Below are 15,118 nucleotides of genomic sequence, written 5' to 3'. Positions count from 1 at the left end.
CGGTTAACGTGCCGGCATGCCATCGACGCTCACCGAATCGACGGACCCGTACTGCCTTCGTCCTGGCGAGGCCGCCGAGCGGCTGCGCGGGCATCCGTGGCGGCGGTCCGTGGCGCTCGGCGACAGCGTCGTGGAGGGGATGTGCGAGCCGACGCCGGGCTACCCGGACGTGCAGTGGGCCGACCGGATCGCCGCCGAGCTGACCGCCGTCCGCCCCGGGCTGGCGTACCGGAACCTGGGCCGGCGCGGGCTACGGGCGCACCAGGTCCGGGCCGGTCAGCTCGCCGCGGCGCTGGCCTTCGACCCGGACCTCGCGCTGGTGGTCTGCGGCGGCAACGACGCCTTCCACCCGGCGTGCGACGCGGACGCGGTGGACGCCGAGCTGACCGCCATGATCAGCGCACTGCGGGACGTCGGCGCGGACGTCATCACGGTGGGCATGTTCGACGTGTCGCACAGCCCGGCGGTACCCGAGCCGTTGCGTGCCGGCCTCCGGGAACGGATGCGCCTCCTGTCCGCGCACACGGCGAGGCTGGCCGAGCGGCTGGGCACCCTGCACGTACACCTGACCGACCACCCGCTAACCGCCGATCCAAGCCTCTGCAGCACCGACGGCCGACACGGCAGCGCCCGCAGCGACGCCATTGCGACGGCGGAAACCCTCCGCCGCCTATCCACCCACCTCCTCGCCCCACACGGGGGTGATCATGAGGTATTGGCACCGACCGCGGCTTGGGGTCAAGGGGTGAGTGCAATCGTCAGGCGGCGATGAGGTGGTCCAGGCGCCCAGCATCAAAGAGGGCAAATATGCCCATCACGTACGCCTGTCGGGGTGCTGCGGGAACCTTACGACGCCCCGGCGGGGCATTGCTAGATGCAAATGGCTGGATCAGAAAGGGGGGCTGGCAGGATTGCCCCCAGCCCGTTCGGCGGGCAGGATCGGGCGGGTATGCCGGCGGAGCGTCACCGACGGATGACGCGTCGTGCATTCGATGCGCGGCCGGCGCCGAACGGCCGATGGCGACCCGCATCGTGCTCGTCCACGTGACAGTGGCCTCGCCCGAGGGCGAGGCCACCGCGTGCGGGATTGGGCGCGATCAGGTCGGCGGCGCCTCGGCGAGGACGGGGGTGGGGGTCTGGGCGTGGATGTGGAAGCGCAGCGAGCGGGCGTCGGTGAAGCACTCCCGCATCGGGCGCACCAGGTCCCGGTGCTCGGGGCTGCGTTCCCAACTCTCGAAGTCGGCCAGGCTCGCCCACTCGCTGGTGATCAGCCACTGCTCCGGGTCCGTCGACGAGCGGCAGACCTGGTCGACGAGATGCCCCGGCACCCCGCCGGCGACCAGATGCCGGACCGCCTCGTACGCGGCGAGGAACCGCTCGGTGCGCGCCTGGGGCACCCGCACCAGGAAGACCACCCGGGCCCTCTGCTCGCTCATGATGTCTCTCGCCTCGCCGGCGCGGCCCCGCGCAGGACCAGCGCGCTGTTGAACCCGTCGAAGCCCCGTGCGCAGACCAGCGCGAGCCGGCTGCGCGGCCGGCGGTGCTCGCGCAGGAAGTCCAGCTCGCATCCATCGGCCGCCTCGTCCGGGCCGGCGGACGCGGGCAGCGTGTCGTGCGCGAAGGCGAGCAGCGCGGTGGCCACGTCCAACGCCGAGCCGCCCTGGTACGCCCGCCCGGTCAACGACTTCTGCGTGGTCACCGGAGGCGGCCGGTCGGCGAAGACGGCCCGCAGCGCCTCGGCCTCGCTGCGGTCGTAGCGGGGCACGCCGAGGGCGTCGGGCAGCACCACGTCGATCCCGGCCGCCGCGACGCCGGCCCGGTCCAGGGCCAGCCGCATCGCCCGGGCGTACTGGGCCGGGTCGCCGGCGCTGTCCGCCGTGGTGTGCGCGGCGTCGTGGGTGGCGCCCCAGCCGCTGACCTCGCCGTAGATCCGGGCGCCCCGCGACAGCGCGTGCCCCAACTCCTCCACCACGAACACCGCACCACCCTCGGCCGGCAGGTAGCCGCTGGCCTCGGCGTCGAACGGCCGGTACGCCCGCTCCGGGTCTGCCACGTCGCTGAGCAGCCCGGAGCGCAGTTGACAGGCCAGCGCGTATGGGCTCAGCGGGCACTCGGTGGCCCCGGCGATCACCACCGGGGTGCCCCGCCGTACCGCGCGGGCGGCGTGCGCCAGACTGTCCAGCCCGCCGGCCGCCTCCGCGACGAGCACCCCGCTCGGGCCCTTGAACTGGTGGTGGATGGAGAGCTGCCCGACGCTGGCCGCGTAGAACCAGGCGATCGACTGGTACGCCCCGACGGTGCGCGACGAACCGCCCCAGAGCCGTTGCAGCTCCCGTTGGCCGAACAGGTTTCCGCCGGACGAACTGGCCAGGGTCACCGCGTAGCCGTACGGGTCGGGGGCCCGTTCGGGCAGGCCGGCGTCGGCCAGCGCCAGCCGGGTGGCGGCGAAGCCGAGATGCGTCCACCGGTCGGTCTGCACCAACTGCCGGCTGTCGGCGTACCCGTCGGCGGTGAAACCGGGTACTTCCCCGCCGAAGCGGGTCGGGTAGCCGGCCGGGTCGAACAGGGTGATCGGCCCGGTCCGCCGGGTGCCGGCGAGCACGGTCCGCCAGTGCGCGTCCACGCCGACGCCGCTGGGCGCGACGACGCCGATGCCGGTCACCACCGCCCGGGCCGTCACCGGGCCGCCACCGCCTCGGGCAGTCGGCGGAACACCATCGCCGACTGGAAGCCGCCGAAGCCGCTGCCCACTGACAGGGCCACGTCCACCGGGACCTCCCGCGCCTCGTTCGGCACGTAGTCCAGGTCGCACTCCGGGTCCCGGGTGGTCCAGTTGGCCGTCGGCGGCACCACGCCGAACTCGATGGCCAGCGCGCACGCGGCCATCTCGATCGACCCGATCGCGCCGAGCGAGTGCCCGACCATCGACTTGATCGAGCTGATCGGCACCCGGTACGCGGCCTGGCCCAGCGCCCGCTTGAACGCGGCCGTCTCGTGCCGGTCGTTCTGTCGGGTGCCCGAGCCGTGCGCGCTGATGTAGGAGACCTGGTCGGGGGCGATCCGTCCCTGCTTGAGCGCGTCGGTGACGGCCAGCCCCATCTCCAGCCCGTCCGGCCGCAGCCCGGTCATGTGGTAGCCGTTGCTGCGGCTGGCGTAGCCGGCCACCTCGCAGTAGACGTGCGCGCCCCGCCGCCGGGCGTGCCCGGCCTCCTCCAGCACCAGCACCGCCGCGCCCTCGGCCAGCACGAACCCGTGCCGGTCGGCGTCGAACGGGCGGGAGGCGTGCGCCGGGTCGTCATTGTCCGGGCTGGTCGCCTTGATCGCGTCGAACGAGGCGACGGTGACCGGCGAGATCGGCGAGTCGGCCGCGCCGGCCAGCACCACGTCTGCCTCACCGTCCACGATCATCTGGTGGGCGTAGCCGATGGCGTCGATGCCGGAGGTGCAGCCGGTGGAGACCACCTGCGCCGGGCCGTGCAGCCCGTGCCGGCACGCCACGTCGGCAGCCAGGCTGCTGGGCACCAGGGCCTGGTAGAGGTACGGGCCGCCGCGCGCCGCGTCGACCAGCCAGCGCCGGCCGTGCTCGCTGACCGTCACGTACTCCTGCTCCAGGGCCATCGTGCCGCCCACGGCGGTGCCGAGCACCACCCCGGCCCGGTCCCGCTCGGCGTCGGTGAGCACCAGCCCGGCGTCGGCGATCGCCTCGGCGGAGCAGGCCAGCGCGAACTGCACGTACCGGTCGGCCCGGCGCCGCTCGGCCTCGGTGAGCCCGGCGGCCATCGGGTCGAAGTCGCACTCGGCGGCGATCTGCGAGCGGAACGCCGACGGGTCGAAGAAGCTGATTCGCCGGGTGGCGGTCCGCCCCTCGGTGATGGTCTTCCAGAAGCGGTCCCGGCTGGCGCCGCCGGGGGCGACCACCCCGATTCCGGTCACCACCGTGCGGCGCCCGCTCACGACGCCACCTCGGTTCGCGACTGCGGGGCTCGCAACCCCGGCTCACTCCTCGCGCTCACGACCCGCCTCGCTGCTCGACGAGCTCGGTGTCGACGTGCCCCAACTCGGGCCGGGGTGCCAGCGGACCCAGGTGGAAGACCACCTCGGCCGGTTCGACGCCGGTGTTGCGCAGCCGGTGCCGCACGTTGATCGGCACGAACAGCGCCTCGCCGGCGGCCAACAGCATCGGCTGGTCGTCCAGGTCGACGGTGATCGCACCGCGCGCCACATACAGGAACTCCTCGCTGTACGGGTGGTAGTGCTCGGCGATCTGCTCCCCCGGCGCGAGCGCGGCCACCCCGAGGAAGCCGGAGGTGCTGCCGACGGTGCGGGGGCCGAGCAGCACCCGCAGCTCACCGCCGCGCCGCCGGTCGGCGGGTACGTCCCGGGCGGCGATCGGCCGGGTGCTCAGGTCACTCATCGTCGGCCTCCGTCGGCTCGTTGCCGGCCGGGCGGCCCTGGTCGGCGCGTTCCCGGGCGATCCGCTCCACCCGGTCCTTGATCACCGTGAGTTGGATGACGCTGTTGGTGTTGATCCGCTCGGTCATGGCGGCGTTGTCGACCGGCGCGGTCGGCTTCATGGCGAAGTCCTGCACCCAGGTCATCCGCGTGCCGCCGGCCTCCTCGGTGTAGCGCCAGTGGATGCGCATGTACTCGAACGGCCCGGTCTCCACCCGGTGCGCCCGGACCTGCCGGCTCACCGGGTCGGCCGTGCGTTCACTGACCCAGCTCCAGGCCACCCCGTTCTCGTCGGGGTGCATGGTGAGCCGGAACCGGACGGTGTGCCCGTCGCGGTGCAGGATCTCCACCACGGCGTACTCGGTGAACAGCTCGGTCCAGTTCGACACGTCGTTGGTGATCTCCCAGACCAGTGCCAGCGGCGCGTCGATGAGCGTGCCGTTCTCGGTGTGCCCGGGCGGGTCGGCGCGGCGGGCGACCAGGTCGGCCACCGCAGGGATGCTCAGCTGGCCGGCCTGCTCGGGGATGCTCACCTGCCATCGGTCGGCGACGACGGCGGAGAGTTCCAGCAGGGCGAGCGAGTCCATGCCCAGCTCCTCCAGCGACGCGGCGGGCGCCCGGGCCGCGGCGTCGGCGTCCAGCCCGCAGTGCGCCACCAGGATGTCGGTGATCTCGGCGGTCAACGGGCGACCATGGGTGACGGTCATCGGGTCCTCCTGTGGGATACGTCGGGCTCCGCGGCGGGCGCGGTGCGCGGTGCGGGGGTGGCCGCCGGCCGCTGCGCGGGCGCCGGGCCGGACGCGGCGAGCAGGCGGTCGACCAGGCCGGTGGTGTACCGGCCCTTGCGGAATGCGGCGTCGTCGAGCACCCGCCGGACGAACGGGATGGTGGTTCGCACGCCCGGCCCGGCGATGTCGAACTCCTCCAGGGCGCGCTCCAGCCGGTTGAGTGCCAACTCCCGGTCGGGCGCCCACACCACCACCTTGGCCAGCAGCGAGTCGTACCAGGGGCCGACCACGTAGCCGGCGCTGGCGTGGGTGTCCACCCGGGTGAACGGGCCGCCGGGCGGCACGAACCGTTCCAGCCGGCCGGGGGTCGGGGCGAAGCCGCGCTCGGGGTCCTCGGTGTTGACCCGGCACTCCACCGCGACGCCGTGCAGCCGGATCTCCTCCTGGCGCCAGCGCAGCGGCACCCCGGCGGCGATGTGCAGCTGCTCGTGCACCAGGTCGATCCCGGTGACCATCTCGGTGACCGGGTGCTCCACCTGGATCCGGCAGTTGATCTCCAGGAAGTGGAACCGTTCCTCCGCGTCGACCAGGAACTCCAGCGTGCCGGCGCCGACGAAGCCGACCTCCAGCGCGCCGCGCAACGCGGTCTCCGCGATGGTGTCGAGGGTGCCGGCGGGTAGCGCCGGCGCGGGCGCCTCCTCGACCAGCTTCTGGTGCCGGCGCTGCACCGAGCAGTCCCGGGTGCCCAGGTGCACCCCGTTGCCGTGCCCGTCGCAGAGCACCTGCACCTCCACGTGCCGCGCCTCGGTGAGGTACCGCTCGACGTACACCCGGTCGTCGCCGAAGGCGGCCTGCGCGGCGGCCCGGGTGCGGGTGTACGCCCGGGGCAGTTCGCCCGGCGTGCGCACCACGGTCATCCCCCGGCCGCCGCCACCGGCGGCGGCCTTCACGATCACCGGGTAGCCGATGGCGTCGGCCAGCTCGGCCGCGGCGGCGGCGGTCGGCACCGGCTGGACACTGCCCGGCGGCAGCGGCAGGCCTGCCCGGCTCATCAGGGCCCGGGCCGAGGACTTGTCGGCCAGCGCGGCCATCACCGCTGGCGGCGGGCCGATGAAGATCAGCCCGTTGTCGGCGCAGATCTCGGCGAAATCGGCGTCCTCGGAGAGGAATCCGTAGCCGGGGTGCACGGCCTGCGCGCCCACCTGCCGCGCCGCCTCCACGATGGCGGCGGCGTTGAGATAGCTGCGGCGGCTCGACGCAGGCCCGATCCGGACGGCCTGGTCGGCGAGGCGGACCGCCGCCGAGTCGGCGTCCGCGGCGGAGTAGACCACCGCCGTCCGGACGCCGAGCTCCCGGCAGGCCCGCAGCACCCGCAGCGCGATCTCGCCGCGGTTGGCGATCAGCACGGTCTCGAACATCGGTCACCCCACCCGCGCCATCAGGCCGAATCCAGCTCGACCAGCGGCTGGTCGTACTCCACCGGCTGGCCGTCCTCGACGAGGATCGCGACCACCCGACCGGCACGGTCGGCGGCCACCTCGTTCATCAGCTTCATCGCCTCGACGATGGCGATCGGCTGACCCGGGCGGACCAGGTCACCCACGGCGACGAACGGCGCCGCGCCGGGCTCCGGCGCCCGGTAGAAGGTGCCGACGATGGGTGCCCGGACCGCGGCGCGCCCGGGCACCGGCGGCCGGATCACCGCCGCCGGCGGGCCGGGCACCGTCGCGGCCGGCGGCACGGTCGCCGCCTCGACCGGCGGCGGAGCCGGGGGTACGTCCGGCCGCGCCGGATCGCCAGGGTGCCACTCGACCTCCAGCACCGCCGGCCCGCTGCGCAGCCGGATCCGGCGCACCGGCCCGCTCAGCTCGGCGACCAGTTGGCGCGCCTGCCGGCGCAGCCCGGCCAGCACCTCCTCGCCGCCCGCCCCGGCGTCGTCGGGCCGGCTGCCGTCCGGTGGACGGTCGGCGTCGAGCCGGACCCCGCCGTGCCCGTTGCCCGGTTCGGGGTGCAGGGACGCGCCGTTGTGCCCGGCGGACCGACGGTCGACGCCGGGCGTCCCGGCGGCGGACAGCGCGTCATCGCCGGGCGCCTGGACAGTCGACACCGCCCGGTCCCCGGCGGTCACCGGGCACCCGCCCGGGCACCGGTACGCGCCGCGCCGAACCGCCGGAACCGCTGTCGGCGGAGACGGACCAGCATCGCGGGCGGTACGTCCAGCAGTGGCAGCAGATTGGCCAGCAACGCGGCGCGCAACCGCCGGGCGGTCTCCGCGGGGTCGTCGTGCGCGGCCGCCGCCGGCTCCGGCACGATCTCGTCGACCACCCCGAGCCGGTGCAGGTCGGGCGCGGTCAACCGCAGCGCGCGGGCCGCCTGCGGCGCCGCGGACCGGTCGGGCCAGAGGATGGCGGCGCAGCCCTCCGGGCTGATCACCGAGTAGACGGCGTGCTGGAGCATCAGCACCCGGTCGGCGACCGCGAGCGCCAGCGCACCACCACTACCGCCCTCGCCGGTGATCACGGCCAGCACCGGGGTGGGCAGCACGGTCAGGGTGAGGATGTTCTCCGCGATGGCCGCCGCCTGGCCCTGCTCCTCGGCGCCCACCCCCGGGTCCGCGCCGGGGGTGTCGACGAGGGTCACCACCGGTAGGCCGAGCCGGGCGGCGAGGCGCATCAGCCGCAGCGCCTTGCGGTGCCCGGCCGGGCTGGCCATGCCGAAGTTGCGGGCCACCAGCTCGGCCGTCGTGTGCCCTTTCTGGTGGCCGATCACCATCACGTGCCGGCCATCCAGCCGGGCCACGCCGCCGACGACCGCCGGGCAGTCCCCGCCGAGCCGGTCGCCGTGCAACTCCACGAACCCGTCGAAGACGGAGTCGAGGTAGTCCAGAGTGGTGGGTCGACCGGGGTTGCGGGCCACCCGCACGGTGTCCCAGGGGTCGCGTGCCGCCGGCGCCGGGTCGGCGCTGGCCGTAGGTGTGCCGGCGGACGCGCCTCGACCCTCGCCGACCGGCGGGATCGTCGCGGGCGCCACCGTCGAGCCGTCGTCGGCCAGGCGCTCATGGCCCGGCGCCGGCTCCTGCCGGGGTACGGGCGGGCGCGCCGGGCGGCCGGTACGGGTCGCGGCGAGCAGCGCCGTCAACCGCCCGCGCAGCGACCGGCGCTGCACCACCATGTCGATCTGACCGTGCCGCAGCAGGAAGTCGGCGGTCTGGAAACCCTCCGGCAACGCCCGCCCGGTGACCTCGCGGATCACCCGGGGCCCGGCGAAGCCCATCCGGGCGCCGCTCTCGGCGAGCACCAGGTCGGTGTTGGTGGCGAACGACGCCGCCACCCCGCCGTAGGTCGGGTCGGTGAGCACGCTGACGGTGAGCAGACCCGCCTCGCGCAGCGCGGCGATGGCCTGGCTGACCGTGGCCATCTGCATCAGCGACAGTGCGCCCTCCTGCATCCGTGCCCCGCCGGAGGCGGTGACCAGGATGAGCGGGCTGCGGTCGTCCAGCGCCCGTTCGGCGGCCCGGGTTATCAGTTCCCCCACCGCGCATCCCAGGCTCCCACCGAGAAATCGGAAGTCCATCACCGCCAGCACGGCCGGGTGCCCGCCGATGGTGGCGGTGGCGCACACGACCGCCTCGGCCAGCCCGGTACTGGCCCGGGCTGCGGTGAGCCGGTGCGGGTACGGCAGCACGTCGACGAAGTCGATCGGATCCGCTTCCGGCAGTCGGTCGGGCAGCAGGCGCAGCGAGCCCGGGTCCACGAGCTGGCGTAGGCGTTCCGGGGCGCCGAGCCGGGCGTGCGCGCCGCACTCCGGGCAGACGTCCAGGTTGCGCCGCAGGCGTTTGCGGTACAGCAGGCTCGCGCAGCCCGTGCAGCGGGACCAGAGCTGCTCCTCGCGGGGCGCGGTGGCGGTCACGACCGCCGCCCGGCGCCCACGGCGTCGAACCGGTAGAAGCAGCGCGCCATCGCGTCGCGCGGCGACCGCCAGGTCGGCAGGTACGGCGAGACGTACGGCCGCAGCCGGTCGCTGACCCGGACGAACTCGGGATGGCCACGGGCGGCCTCCACCGCGCCCTGCGCCGGCTGCTCGGTCTCGAGCAGGTGCACGTAGAGGTCGTGCAGGCGGTACAGCGATCGGTGCCGGACGCCGACCAGACGCGGCAGCTCCGTCGCGTCCGACTCGGCGAAGATCTCGGCGACCCGCTCCTCGGCGGTCGGGACCACCTTCGCGACGATCAGCGATCGGTCCATGGCTGGGCCTCCCCCCACGGCGTCCGGGCCGGCGGCGGGTGGCCCCGGACCGCTGGACGACTCCCGACACGATGCGGCAGTCCACGTCACGGCGGCGTCACCGTGGCGGGCCGTTCTGCGACGCTGGCTGGTGACGCTGCGTTGACGCAACCTGTGTATCAGCTATGCGCCGGGAAGCTCTGCGACGAAGGACTCGCGCGGATGTTTTAGCAGTTCAGAACCGATCTCACGGTTGGCCGATCACCGACAGAAGGTCCACACTTCCGTTGACTCACCGTGACCCTATTGATAATCTTCACCGTGGTCAGCCCGGCGGCTCGAGCGGGCGGGGCCGCGCCCCGACAGCCATGGTCGTGCCCCACCGTTGGGGTCGACAGTGGCGTCACGGGCAGCCGATCCGGGACACAGGAGACAGTCGGGACGAGCGTTCCGCAGGGGGTGCCGCCGTGGCCGCTGATCCATCCGTGCCGACCGCCGGACACCCTCCCGAGGCCGGCGTCTCGCTGCATCTGCTCGGCGGTTTCCGGCTGCTGCCTGGCGCGGCGCCGATCGTGGTGCCGCGCGGGCTGCAACGGGTCATCGCGCTGATCGGGCTGCGCCCCGGCGCCACCCGCAGCCAGCTCGCCGGGCTGCTCTGGCCCGACGCGTCGGAGGAACGGGCGTTGTCGTCGCTGCGCACGGCGCTCTGGCGGCTGCGGCAGGACCCCTGCTGCCCGCTGACCGTGGCCGGTGACACCGTGCGGCTGGGCCCGGCGGTCCGACTCGACGTGGACGAACTGGTCGGCACGGCGGCCCGGGTCCGGGACGGCGACGAGCCGCGCACCGCCGCCGGAGCTCTCGCCGCCGGCCGGCACGATCTGCTGCCCGGCTGGTACGACGACTGGGTACTGCTGGACCGGGAGCGGCTGCGCCAACTGCGCCTGCACATGCTGGAGCAGTTGGCCGGGCAGCACCTGGTCGCGGGGCGGCACGGTGACGCGCTGGAGGCCGCGCTGGAGGCGATGGCCGCCGAGCCGCTGCGCGAGACGCCGCACCGGCTGGTGGTCCGCATCCACCTCGCCGAGGGCAACGCCTTCGAGGCCGTACACGCCTTCTACGTCTACCGCGACCTGCTGCGCCGGGAGCTGCGCCTGGAGCCGAGCCCCGCGATGAGCGCCCTGCTCGACGACACGCTCGCCCCGATCCGCGAGGCCAGCCGGGAGGCCGCCGGCCGGCCGTCACCGGTCGGCCGGCGTACGTGACGGTGACGTGACAGTCGCTGCGGCACGGTGGGCACCTTGGAGCACGTGGCCGTCGACCCGAGGGTCGGGGAGGCCACCGGCGGAAAGGGGGTCCCATGAGTCGTCTACTGGTCGTCAGCCGAATCATCCCGGGCGCGGAGGGGCGGGTGGCGCAGATCTTCGCCGAGTCCGACGCCAGCGAACTGCCCGGTCTGACCGGTGTCACACACCGGTCCCTGTACTGCCTGCACGACGTGTACGTACACCTGATGGAGACCTCGGACGTCGACCCGGACGCGCTGGCCGCCGCCCGCAACCACCCGCTCTTCCAGCAGGTCAACGAGCGGCTCTCCGCGCACACCTCGCCGTACCTGCCGACCTGGCGCTCCCCCCGGGACGCGATCGCCGGCTGCTTCTACCGGTGGGACGCGGCCGAGGCGCCCGCGGCGCACCCGGCCGGCTGAGCGGACGGGCGAAGTGTCCACCCCGGCACCGCACGTCCTGATCATCGGCGCCGGCACCGGCGGGCTGTGCCTGGCACACGGGCTGCGCCGCGCCGGGATCAGCGTCGCCGTCTACGAGCGGCACCGCCACCGCGCCGAGGGGTTGCTCGGCTACCGGGTGGGCATCGGCCCGACCGGTAGCCGGGCGCTGCGGGAATGCCTGCCGCCGGAGCTGTTCGCCACGTTCCTGGCCACCTGCGCCCGGCCACCGCGCTACTTCAACGTGGTCACCCAGGGGCTGCGCCAGACCGCCTCGTTCGAGCTGCGGCCGGACGCCGACCCGGTGCACACCGAGCACTCGGTGGCCCGGATGGTGCTGCGCCAGGTGCTGCTCACCGGCCTGGACGACGTCGTGCACTTCGACCGGACCTTCGTCCGGTACGAGCAGCGCGACGACGGCACGGTCACCGCGTACTTCGCCGACGGCACCAGCGCCACCGGCGACCTGCTGGTGGCCGCGGACGGCACGCACTCGGCGGTACGCCGCCAGTACCTGCCACACGCGGTCACCCGCGACGCCGGCACCATCAACATCGCCACCCGGATCCCGCTGACCGCGCGCACCCGCGACCTCGTCCCGGAGCGGGTCCGCCAGGGCATCTCACTGATCTTCGGCGCCGGCGGGACGATGGGCGTCCTGCACATGATGGAGTTCAAGTGGGACGCCGAGCGAGCGATCAAACCCGGCGTCGGCGACGCCGACGCCGCCCTGCTGCGCCAATGGCCGGGCCTGACCCACGACACCACCACCGACAACATCAACCTGATCATCTGGAGCGCGGCCCGCCGGTTCCCGGCCGACGTCATGCAGCGCCTCGGCGAGGACCTCGTACGGGTCGCCCTGGACCTCACCCCGAACTGGCATCCACACCTGCGGGAGCTGTTGACCCGCGGTGAGCCGGACAGCGCCCTACCGATCAAGGTGACCACGTCCGAGCCGGTGCCGCCCTGGAAGAGCAGCACGGTCACCCTGCTCGGCGACGCCATCCACACCATGACACCCGGTCGTGGGGTGGGCGCCAACACCGCGCTGCGCGACGCCCGCCTGCTCTGTCAGCAGCTCGCCCGCACCGTCGCCGGCGACAAGACGCTGCTGCAGGCGGTCGCCGACTACGAGGCCGCGATGGTCCCGTACGGCTTCGCCCGGGTCACCGAATCGCTGAACCGCAGCGGCACCAGCGGCGACGACCGGATGTACCGGCCGGTGGTGGGTCGGCTCGCGCTGCTCGGCGCACGTGGCTACTTCGGGGTGACCAGCCGGGTACCCCGACTGCGCCGCCGGTTCGTCGACGACTTCCACACCTACGAGGGCGACCAGGACTGATCCCCCTGCCGATCCGGGTCCGGCGTCCCCACGCCGGGCCCGGATTCCGTCGTGCCCGGCGCAACGCTGCGTCACCCATCCGGCACCCGGTGCGGCGACCGTCCCACCCGTACCGCACCCGACCGATCCTCCCTGTCGGCGTAAACGCGCATGTGCAAAGCTGCGGCGAGTTTTTCTCGTGACTTTTCTGACGACGTGATAGGGAGATTCGCCGTGGCGTGGTCTATCGGACACTCGCTGATAGTGATACTGGCACTGCTGCTGGGCCTGGCCGCTGGATGGTTGCTGCGCGGTCGGCAGGGCGTACGGGTCAGCGGGCAGGGTCCGTCGATCGTGGACGGAGATCCTGTCGCTGGCCTGGCCATGGTCGCCACGCCGGCACCGGCGGCCACCACCGACGAGGCCCGGCCGGCAGCGACCGTCGACCCGGCGCCGGCCGCGGTCGCCGACGAACCGGTCCCGGTGGACACGGTCAGCGCACCGGCCGCGGTGACCACGCCGGACGATCCCGCCCCGGCAGGCGCCCCGAGCACCGTCGACCCGGCCGACATGGCGTTGACCGACGCCCCGCCGGCCTTCTCCGCCACCGAGCGGTCCGATGCGGAGGACCTCCGGCCCGAGCCCGCCGCGGACCCGGAACCCGCGCCGGTCGCGGTCGAGGAGCAGCCCGCCCCGGCGGCCGTGATCGCCCCCCGCCAGCCGGCGGATGACGTCATGCCCACGGACGCGCCGCAGGCCGAGGCCACGCCGATCGAGGCCACCACGACCGAGGCCACCACGACCGAGGTCGAGGCCACGCCGGCCGACACGACGCCGGCCGACACGACCCCGGTGGAGACGACCCCGGTGGAGGCGGCGCTGGCCAGTGAGCCGGCGGACGTCGACGCGGAGCCGGTGCGGGCCACGCCGCCGGTCCGGCCGATCGCCGCCACCGCGCCGAACGGTGCGGACACCGGCTCGGAGGGCCCGGCGGACGACTTCCGCCGGATCCAGGGGGTCGGGCCGAAGATGGCGGCCGCGTTGCAGGCCGCCGGCGTACGCACCTACGGCCAGCTCGGCGAGCTGGACGAGCCGGCGCTGCGCGACCTGATCCGGGCTGCCGGCCTGCGTGCCGCCCCCGGGCTGGCCAGCTGGCCGCAGCAGGCCCGGGTGCTGGCCGGCGCCGGTGACGAGATGGCCGCCGTCCTGCCGGGCGACGCCCGCGGCTGACGACGAGAACCGGGCCCCCGGCGAGGCCGTCCTGCGGGGCGGCGGGCCGGGGGCTCGGCCGTTCGGGCGGAACGACCGCGCGTCGACCGCCGAGGCCCGAGTCGATCACCCTCGGTCGAGGGAAGACCGGACAACCGGGAGGTAGCGTCGTCGGCTGCTCGCTACCGTCGGTCGAGGCAGGCGGATGGCCCCGCCGATTCGACCGGCACCGCAGGAGCAGCCCGTGCACTTCGCGCCGGACTCCGGGGCCGGCCCTCCGCTGCGCGACCCGGAGGGCCCACGCCGGGTGACGCTGCTGGAACTCTTCTTCGACCTGGTCTACGTGGTCGCGCTCGCACTGATCTCCCGGGGCATGGTCGAGGACCTCGACTGGCACCGGGCCGCAGAAGCGCTGATCCTGCTGGCCGCCGTCTGGTGGACCTGGGCCATCACCACCCTGGTCACCGACATGTACGACCCGCAACGCAACGAGATCAAGCTGCTGATCACCGCGGTGATGTTCGGCGCGCTGCTGATGACCACCGCGATCCCGGAGGCGTTCGGCGCCCGGGGGCTGGTCTTCGCCGCCACCTACGTGGCGATCCACCTCGGCCGCGGGCTGTTCCTGATGCCCCTCGTGCGCAGGGAACCGCAGACCCAGCGCCGGGCGGCGCGGATCTTCGTCTGGTTCGCCGTGTCGGCGATCCCCTGGATCATCGGCGGGTACGTCAGCGACGACGCCAGGATCGCCTGCTGGGCCCTCGCGCTCGCCATCGACTACGGCGGTTTCCGGCTCGCGTACCCGGTGCCCGGCCTCGGGGTCGTGCCGGAGAAGCAGCGCAACGTCACCGCGGAGCACCTCTCCGAGCGCTATCAGCAGTTCTTCATCATCGCCCTCGGCGACGCCATCCTGACCATCGGCACCATGTTCAGCCTGGCACACTCCGAGTTGGAGAACATCGGGGCGTTCGCGGTGGCGTTCCTGACCACCCTGGTGCTCTGGCGGATCTACGTGCACAAGTCCGGCGAGCTGCTGCCGGTGGCCATCCAGGCGTCCAAGGAGCCGAGCAAGTTCCTGTTCACCGCCCCGTACACCCACCTGCTGATGGTCGCCGGGGTGGCGACCACGGCCACCGGATTCCACCTGGTGCTGCACGAGCCGACCCAGCGGACGCCGCCGGCCTGGCTGGCGGTGATCCTGGGCGGCCCGGCGCTGTTCCTGGCTGGCCGGGCCGCGTTCGAGTACGAGGTGTTCAGCCGGGTGTCGCTGTCCCGCCCCGGCGGCCTGCTGGCGCTGCTGACCATCGCGCCCGCGGCGCTCTTCCTGCCACCGGTCTTCGCCTCCCTCGGTGCCCTGCTGGTGCTGGCGGGCGTGGCGTACGCGGACTTTCGGCGCAGCCGCGGCAAGCCGCCGGAGGCCCCCGCCCCACCGCACTGAACCACCCGGTCGCCAGGCAGT

At 73.9% G+C, this 15,118-nt stretch carries 15 protein-coding genes; 6 read left to right on the top strand and 9 right to left on the bottom strand.

Features of this window, described 5'->3' with window-relative positions; translation table 11 throughout:
* Positions 1–16: 16 nt before the first annotated feature.
* A complete protein-coding gene (locus OG990_RS09745; RefSeq protein ID WP_406079971.1) occupies positions 17–772 on the top strand; it encodes an SGNH/GDSL hydrolase family protein in 756 nt (251 codons plus the stop codon).
* Between the two features lie 325 nt (positions 773–1,097).
* Here the strand turns inward: OG990_RS09745 and OG990_RS09740 are convergent, their stop codons facing one another.
* From OG990_RS09740 to OG990_RS09700, 9 genes are all read right to left on the bottom strand, one after another.
* Positions 1,098–1,436, bottom strand: coding sequence for an antibiotic biosynthesis monooxygenase family protein (locus OG990_RS09740; protein WP_328426608.1), 339 nt, complete (start codon positions 1,434–1,436; stop codon positions 1,098–1,100).
* Entirely contained in the window at positions 1,433–2,680 is a 1,248-nt protein-coding gene (locus tag OG990_RS09735; RefSeq protein WP_406079969.1) for a beta-ketoacyl synthase N-terminal-like domain-containing protein, read from the bottom strand. Before OG990_RS09735 ends, OG990_RS09740 begins: the two co-directional genes overlap by 4 nt.
* Complete coding sequence (locus OG990_RS09730; RefSeq protein ID WP_406079967.1) at positions 2,677–3,954, bottom strand: beta-ketoacyl-[acyl-carrier-protein] synthase family protein; 1,278 nt, start codon at positions 3,952–3,954, stop codon at positions 2,677–2,679. The genes OG990_RS09735 and OG990_RS09730 overlap by 4 nt, the downstream gene beginning before the upstream one ends.
* Before the next feature lie 55 nt (positions 3,955–4,009).
* Positions 4,010–4,414, bottom strand: a complete 405-nt coding sequence (locus tag OG990_RS09725) for a cupin domain-containing protein (RefSeq protein WP_328416379.1) — start codon at positions 4,412–4,414, stop codon at positions 4,010–4,012.
* On the bottom strand, positions 4,407–5,159 hold the full coding sequence (locus OG990_RS09720; RefSeq protein WP_355608927.1) for an SRPBCC family protein: 753 nt from the start codon (positions 5,157–5,159) through the stop codon (positions 4,407–4,409). Before OG990_RS09720 ends, OG990_RS09725 begins: the two co-directional genes overlap by 8 nt.
* Positions 5,156–6,598: an acetyl/propionyl/methylcrotonyl-CoA carboxylase subunit alpha gene (locus tag OG990_RS09715; RefSeq protein ID WP_406079966.1), complete on the bottom strand. Its 1,443-nt coding sequence runs from the start codon at positions 6,596–6,598 to the stop codon at positions 5,156–5,158. Before OG990_RS09715 ends, OG990_RS09720 begins: the two co-directional genes overlap by 4 nt.
* 20 nt (positions 6,599–6,618) lie before the next feature.
* A complete protein-coding gene (gene accB / locus OG990_RS09710) occupies positions 6,619–7,194 on the bottom strand; it encodes an acetyl-CoA carboxylase biotin carboxyl carrier protein (protein WP_406081711.1) in 576 nt (191 codons plus the stop codon).
* A gap of 110 nt (positions 7,195–7,304) precedes the next feature.
* Positions 7,305–9,089, bottom strand: a complete 1,785-nt coding sequence (locus OG990_RS09705; protein WP_406079964.1) for an acetyl-CoA carboxylase carboxyltransferase subunit alpha — start codon at positions 9,087–9,089, stop codon at positions 7,305–7,307.
* Positions 9,086–9,424, bottom strand: coding sequence for a TcmI family type II polyketide cyclase (locus tag OG990_RS09700; RefSeq protein ID WP_406079962.1), 339 nt, complete (start codon positions 9,422–9,424; stop codon positions 9,086–9,088). Before OG990_RS09700 ends, OG990_RS09705 begins: the two co-directional genes overlap by 4 nt.
* A gap of 446 nt (positions 9,425–9,870) precedes the next feature.
* On the opposite strand from OG990_RS09700, the gene OG990_RS09695 reads away from it, so the two are divergent.
* The 5 genes from OG990_RS09695 to OG990_RS09675 all read left to right on the top strand — a co-directional run bounded on the left by OG990_RS09695 (position 9,871) and on the right by OG990_RS09675 (position 15,097).
* On the top strand, positions 9,871–10,665 hold the full coding sequence (locus tag OG990_RS09695) for a BTAD domain-containing putative transcriptional regulator (protein ID WP_406079961.1): 795 nt from the start codon (positions 9,871–9,873) through the stop codon (positions 10,663–10,665).
* 95 nt (positions 10,666–10,760) lie between these two features.
* A complete protein-coding gene (locus OG990_RS09690; RefSeq protein ID WP_406079960.1) occupies positions 10,761–11,108 on the top strand; it encodes a TcmI family type II polyketide cyclase in 348 nt (115 codons plus the stop codon).
* Positions 11,109–11,121: 13 nt separating this feature from the next.
* The gene (locus OG990_RS09685; RefSeq protein ID WP_406079959.1) at positions 11,122–12,471 is read left to right on the top strand and encodes an FAD-dependent oxidoreductase; all 1,350 of its coding nucleotides are present in this window, start codon (positions 11,122–11,124) and stop codon (positions 12,469–12,471) included.
* A gap of 243 nt (positions 12,472–12,714) precedes the next feature.
* The gene (locus tag OG990_RS09680) at positions 12,715–13,680 is read left to right on the top strand and encodes a hypothetical protein (RefSeq protein WP_406079957.1); all 966 of its coding nucleotides are present in this window, start codon (positions 12,715–12,717) and stop codon (positions 13,678–13,680) included.
* A 223-nt stretch (positions 13,681–13,903) separates the two neighbouring features.
* A complete protein-coding gene (locus OG990_RS09675) occupies positions 13,904–15,097 on the top strand; it encodes a low temperature requirement protein A (protein ID WP_406079956.1) in 1,194 nt (397 codons plus the stop codon).
* Positions 15,098–15,118: the final 21 nt, after the last annotated feature.

This window comes from Micromonospora sp. NBC_00858, from assembly GCF_045207365.1.
Classification (GTDB): Bacteria; Actinomycetota; Actinomycetes; order Mycobacteriales; family Micromonosporaceae; genus Micromonospora.
This window is presented reverse-complemented; position numbering and strand designations above follow the sequence as displayed.

Bases quoted from the DNA above. Each gene is read 5' to 3' on its own strand.
- OG990_RS09690 (WP_406079960.1), top strand. From the start codon at position 10,761: ATGAGTCGTCTACTGGTCGTCAGCCGAATCATCCCGGGCGCGGAGGGG.
- OG990_RS09740 (WP_328426608.1), bottom strand. From the start codon at position 1,436: ATGAGCGAGCAGAGGGCCCGGGTGGTCTTCCTGGTGCGGGTGCCCCAG.
- OG990_RS09700 (WP_406079962.1), bottom strand. From the start codon at position 9,424: ATGGACCGATCGCTGATCGTCGCGAAGGTGGTCCCGACCGCCGAGGAG.
- OG990_RS09725 (WP_328416379.1), bottom strand. From the start codon at position 4,414: ATGAGTGACCTGAGCACCCGGCCGATCGCCGCCCGGGACGTACCCGCC.
- OG990_RS09745 (WP_406079971.1), top strand. From the start codon at position 17: ATGCCATCGACGCTCACCGAATCGACGGACCCGTACTGCCTTCGTCCT.
- OG990_RS09715 (WP_406079966.1), bottom strand. From the start codon at position 6,598: ATGTTCGAGACCGTGCTGATCGCCAACCGCGGCGAGATCGCGCTGCGG.
- OG990_RS09720 (WP_355608927.1), bottom strand. From the start codon at position 5,159: ATGACCGTCACCCATGGTCGCCCGTTGACCGCCGAGATCACCGACATC.